The organism is Candidatus Woesearchaeota archaeon, assembly GCA_003694805.1.
GTDB lineage: Archaea > Nanobdellota > Nanobdellia > Woesearchaeales > J110 > J110.
In genome coordinates, this window is record RFJU01000150.1 from 1 (window position 1) to 5,178 (window position 5,178).

General features: G+C 50.6%; 4 protein-coding genes and 1 tRNA gene. 1 reads left to right on the forward strand and 4 read right to left on the reverse strand.

The annotated features are described in order from the left end of the window. Positions 1 to 84: 84 nt before the first annotated feature. A complete protein-coding gene (locus D6783_05545) occupies positions 85 to 1,113 on the reverse strand; it encodes a hydroxyacid dehydrogenase (protein ID RME52197.1) in 1,029 nt (342 codons plus the stop codon). A gap of 222 nt (positions 1,114 to 1,335) precedes the next feature. On the opposite strand from D6783_05545, the gene D6783_05550 reads away from it, so the two are divergent. Continuing rightward, a tRNA-Phe gene (locus tag D6783_05550) sits at positions 1,336 to 1,409 on the forward strand. Between the two features lie 78 nt (positions 1,410 to 1,487). On the opposite strand, the gene D6783_05555 is transcribed toward D6783_05550, so the two are convergent. Genes D6783_05555 through D6783_05565 form a run of 3 tightly spaced genes read right to left on the reverse strand, consistent with a single transcriptional unit; the run spans position 1,488 to position 4,757 of the window. Beyond that, positions 1,488 to 3,065 carry a hypothetical protein gene (locus D6783_05555; protein ID RME52198.1) on the reverse strand — a complete coding sequence of 526 codons (1,578 nt, stop codon included), beginning with the start codon at positions 3,063 to 3,065 and terminating at the stop codon, positions 1,488 to 1,490. After that, on the reverse strand, positions 3,040 to 3,348 hold the full coding sequence (locus tag D6783_05560) for a hypothetical protein (GenBank protein RME52199.1): 309 nt from the start codon (positions 3,346 to 3,348) through the stop codon (positions 3,040 to 3,042). The genes D6783_05555 and D6783_05560 overlap by 26 nt, the downstream gene beginning before the upstream one ends. Then, positions 3,327 to 4,757, reverse strand: coding sequence for a glycine--tRNA ligase (locus tag D6783_05565; GenBank protein RME52200.1), 1,431 nt, complete (start codon positions 4,755 to 4,757; stop codon positions 3,327 to 3,329). The genes D6783_05560 and D6783_05565 overlap by 22 nt, the downstream gene beginning before the upstream one ends. Between the last annotated feature and the right edge of the window lie 421 nt (positions 4,758 to 5,178).

Consider the following 5,178-nt stretch of genomic DNA (forward strand, 5'->3'; position numbering starts at 1 on the left):
AAAAAAAAGGAAGACGCAACTGCACAAAAAAAGGTGTAAGAACAACCGCGGGCAAGCTCAACAAGAAAACGAAGCAGGAAACAATCAGCGAAGCTCCACCGTATTCACCGGAGCACCAGCTCCGAAAGCCAAGATGTTCTTCAACGTCGTCTCCAAAATGCGCTGCACAGCCTCGCGACTGTTAAACGCGTTATGAGGCGTGAACACTACATTCTCCATGCGCAAAATAGCCTTATCCCGAAAGATGCGCTTGAGCTTTTCATCCTCGCCACGAAAGAGCAGCTCTTTCTCCTCCTTGATAAGCTCTTCCCCTTCAATCACGTCCAAACCCGCACCGCCCAAGTGCCCCGACGCGAGACCTTCATACAGCGCATCAGTATCCACTAACGAACCACGCGCCGTATTCACCAAAATCGCTCCTTTCTTCATCTTCGCAATCTCCTCACGACCAATAATGTGCACCGTAGAAGGAAGAGCAGGAAGATGCAACGTGATAATATCCGCCTCTCGCAAGACCTCATCCAAATCCTTCGCGTAACGATAATGCAAAAGCCCTGCTAAGAAATCATCATGCTTTCTATCAAACGCGATAACATGCATCCCGAACCCCTTAGCAATCTTGATCACATGAAGGCCAATATGCCCAACACCAATAACCCCCAACGTCTTCCCCTGCAGGTCGAACCCCTGCAGGTCCGCAATTGAAAAGTCATCGCGAAGCGCACGAACGTACGACTTATGAATATTTCGAGACAAGTTCAAAATAAGGCCGAACGTGTGCTCCGCAACCGTGTTCTCACCGTAATACGGAACGTTGCACACCACCACGCCCTTCTTCTTGCACGCCTCCAGATCGATGTGGTCAAACCCTGTTGATCGCGTCACGATACACCGAAGAGCAGCCATCTTCTCCAACGCTTCAGCGGTCAGCTTAGAATAAATAAATACACTTGCGACATCAACATCCGCCAGCTCGCCTGCGTTGGAAGCGTCAATAGGCCCCGACCAGAACAGGAGCTCGTGCCCTTGAAGCCTTTCCTGGAAGAAGTCCTTATGCCTTTGCTCAGTTTCGGAAAAAACAATCTTCAACGACAAACCACCTCTTTTTAGCATGCCCAAAAAAACATGCAGTATATAAACTTTTTTGGTTATACGTTACCACCGCACCATACACCTCTAAAACACAGGGGAAGAAAAAGAGAAGAAGAAAAACAAAAAAACAAGACAAAAGCCCCCAGCCCTCCTCTACAAAAGGGACTACCCCGCTACGAAACCCTTTTAAACCTCTGCGGTCTCCTCGAACCCTTCCCAGAGAGGCACTCAACACCTTACCCCGGGGACGTAGCTCAGACTGGGAGAGCACCACGCTGAAGACGTGGGTGTCCTGGGTTCAAATCCCAGCGTCCCCATTCCTCACCACCTCCGTGAGTACTCCTACGCTACCACGAAAAAGAGAATCAGCGCGAATGAGTGCTCGTCAAAAAGCGCTACGAAAAGATTGTTTTCTCAAACAAAACCCTTCCATTCAAGGAAGCATCTTCGCCGTTGCTCTCAATATACCGAATCACCGCAGAATCACCCTGTACATCAACACTCACCACCCCGTTTTCAATCAAATAATCAGGGAAGCCGTCTTCATTGTAGTCATACTGTTCTCGAAACACCTTCTTCCTTTCCCACGAAGGCGGCGCATTCCCGCTCGGGTGGCCGCCAAGAACGTACAGGACACCGTCCTTTTCTCCAGAAACAAAGACGTGATCATGACCGAAGAACACCGCCTGCACACCATACCGCACAAACAAATCGTGAAGCCTTGCTTGCTCTCCCAAGAACCGACCGTCACGCCTTCCCGTATCCGTTGCCCTGATCCCTCCCCTGCCATACGAGTAACAACCATCCCTACTAGCGTAGCCCCCAACCAAGTGATGCAAGAATATAAACTTCCACTTCGCATTGCTCTCTTTCAGGGTTTTCTCAAGCCAAGCAAGCTGCTCACTGCCAAGCGTCCAATCCTCTGGAGAAGAAGGATACTCGCTCACGTACCGCATCACATCCAAGACAACAAAAAGAGCGCCCGCATGCTCGAATGAGTAATACCCCCCTTCTTCTCCCCCGCCATACACTTCCGACGGATTTGGCAGGTATTTGAGCCGGGCCTGCTCGCTTAGTGCTTTCGTATTCGAGAAATGATTACACTTTCCTCCCTCATTACCAAACCCTGCCTCTCCCTCGTGGTTCCCTAGTGTCAAGAAGAGCGGGAACTCTGCAGCGAGCGGAGAAAACATTCGCATGCCCTGACGATAACGAAGCTCTCCTTCCCGAACCGAGGAAATCGTCCGTTCACCAGTAAATTCGCCATCAACAAACGTTCCCCTGCACTGGTTGCAATGCGTCAAGAACTCATCACCTCCCAAAATAATGAAGTCCGGACCGAGCTCTTCGACGTTTCGAATCGAAGATGAAAACGTTTTGACAGACGTATTATCAATTCCCAACACGCTCGCCTCCCACCATCGAAAGATATGCGAGTCGGTCATGAACACAAAGCGAAAGGGCTTTTCTTTTTTTGCCAACGTCTTAAACGTGTGCACCGCCCTCACCCCGAAGGGGCGATCATCTTTGACCTTGAACGGGCTCGGAGGAGCTTCCCTGCCTTCCCGACAACGCAAGCGATACTCATACTGAGTACCACTCTGCAAAGAATGAAGGTTAAAGCGAAGCGGCTCGTCACCCGCTCCTGACTGCACCCCTGTCTTCTTCCAACGGTCCGTTCCGCTTCTGCGAAACTCAACGTACGCATCAACACGCTCAGCAGGAATGAGCTGGATGGTTATACCATCCCAGGAGGGGTTGGCAAGTGTTTCCTCTTCAAAGAACGCCACCGTGCAAGCAGGAGGCTCCTTCTCCGGTGTTGAAACAAGCAAAAAACCGGCTGAGAGCGGAACGAAAAGTGCTCCTGCTATGAGGATAACCGTCAAGACGTGCCTGAGCACTTCTCCTCCCGAGCCGCGCGTGCCCCGACCGCTTCCTCTCACGTGTTCACTCCAAAACTTCAAATTTCCCATTCCTCCCCGTGGTGAGCTGCTTGACACCTTGCCACTCACTCACGTACGCGTCAGTAATCTTGAGCTTAGACCCGACCTTCACCTGATCAATCTGCTCATTCCACAACGTCATCGCCATGCTTCCCGAAGCATCCTTAATCGTGGCGTTACACACACGACCTGCCTTGCCGAACTTTGAGAACTCACGAATAGGACTAATTTCCGTGACCTCAACTTCCTCTAAATTCACATTGCCCTGTTTGGGCTTCAAATCAGCTATTTTCATTTGCTTTTCACCTCGCATTCCTCAAATTGTTCAATTAAGGAAGAGAACACAACATCACCCCTCACGAGCCGCCGAGCAAGCCCTTCCAGCTCTGCAAGAGGGACGCGAACCTGACGCGTCGAGTCCCTGTCGCGAACGGTCACGTCATTTTTCTCAAGCGAATCAAAGTCCACCGTTATACAGAACGGCGTGCCAATCTCGTCCTGACGAGCATACCTGCGCCCAATACTCCCTCCGTCGTCAAAAACAACCGGCGCATCATCAAAAGCACCCTGCAGGAGAGAAAACACTTCTCTTGCCTTCTCGCGCAGACCTCCTTTCTTCACCAAGGGAAAGACGGCAAACTTGACAGGCGCGAGGCGAGGGTGCAAGTGCAGAACAATATTTCCCCGTTCCTGGTCGTTATCAAACGCCTCAAAAAGAAACGCGAGAAACGCGCGGTCAAGCCCGGCACTCGTTTCTATAACGTGCGGAGTAACATTTTGCTTTGCTTCTTCGTCAAACACAGCCAAGGACTTCTTACTCTGCTTTGCATGATTGCTCAAGTCCCAATCCCCCCTGTTATGCACACCTTCAATCTCTTTCCACCCGAACGGGAATGCGTACTCAATATCCTCCGCCGCCTTTGCGTAATGCGCAAGCTCTTCTTTTTTATGAGGATGAAAGCGCAAGCGCTCCTTCTTCACCCCGAGAGAAGACCACCACGAGAGACGTTCCTTCTTCCAAAACGAAAACCATTGCGCTTCCTCAGCCCCCCTGATAAAGAACTGCATTTCCATTTGCTCAAACTCTCTGCAACGAAACAAGAAATTCCTCGGACTAATCTCGTTGCGAAACGCCTTACCAACCTGAGCGATGCCGCACGGGAGCTTGAGACGGGCTGCATGAGCGACAAGCTTGAAGTCAAGATAAATCATCTGCGTCGTTTCCCCCCGAAGATACGCTCGCACGCCAGAATCATCCGAAACGCCAATCGTGACAGGGAACATGAGATTAAGAAGGGAGGCCTTCTTAAACGCCGAGTTGCACGCAGGGCAGGCCAAGTTCTCCTCCCGCACAATCCTGTCGATCTCCTCAGGAGACGCGCCGGCGACATCCTTCCCCGTCGCTTCCTGAATGAACACGTCCGCCCGCACAACGGTTTTGCACTTCGAACAAGAGAGAAGCACATCGGCAAAGCCACTTGAAAGATGCCCTGACGCCTTCCACACCGCCTCGGGAGAAATAATTGCGCCATCCATCCCGACAATGTTTTCGCGCTTGAGCACCATGAACCGCCACCATTCCCGCACGATATTCTTTTTCAACTCAACACCGAACGGGCCGTAATCAAAAAAACCTGCCAGCCCCCCGTAGAGTTCAGAAGAAGGGAACACAAATCCTTTGCGTTTGCAAAACGCCGCCATCTCTTCAATCGTAATAGCCATCCTGCTCAACCAAAGCATAAAACCCGCGAGTATTTATAAGACTTGTTGCTCTCTCTCCTATATCTTTTTTTCTACTATCTTTTTTAAAACCTTTTTTTCAAAAACCCTTCCTTTTCACTATCGAGGCCGTATGAGACGCGCCGCACAACGTTACAACAAGCGCGCAACAAACGCGCAACAAGCAAAACCAGTTCACAAAAAAAAGGTGGGAAGGCTGAACAAAGCGATGAACAAAGAAGCCCAACACGCCACCCTCCTCAAACACCGTTGAAGACTATGACTGAACGAAGTTTAAAAACATTTAAAAACATTTAAAAAAGGTTTTTTACTCGCCACCAACGACTCACCAACAACTCTTCCCTCCCCACTCCTCCAACAGCAAGCCGTACCAACACCATCCCAGACACCACCAGTCCCCGCC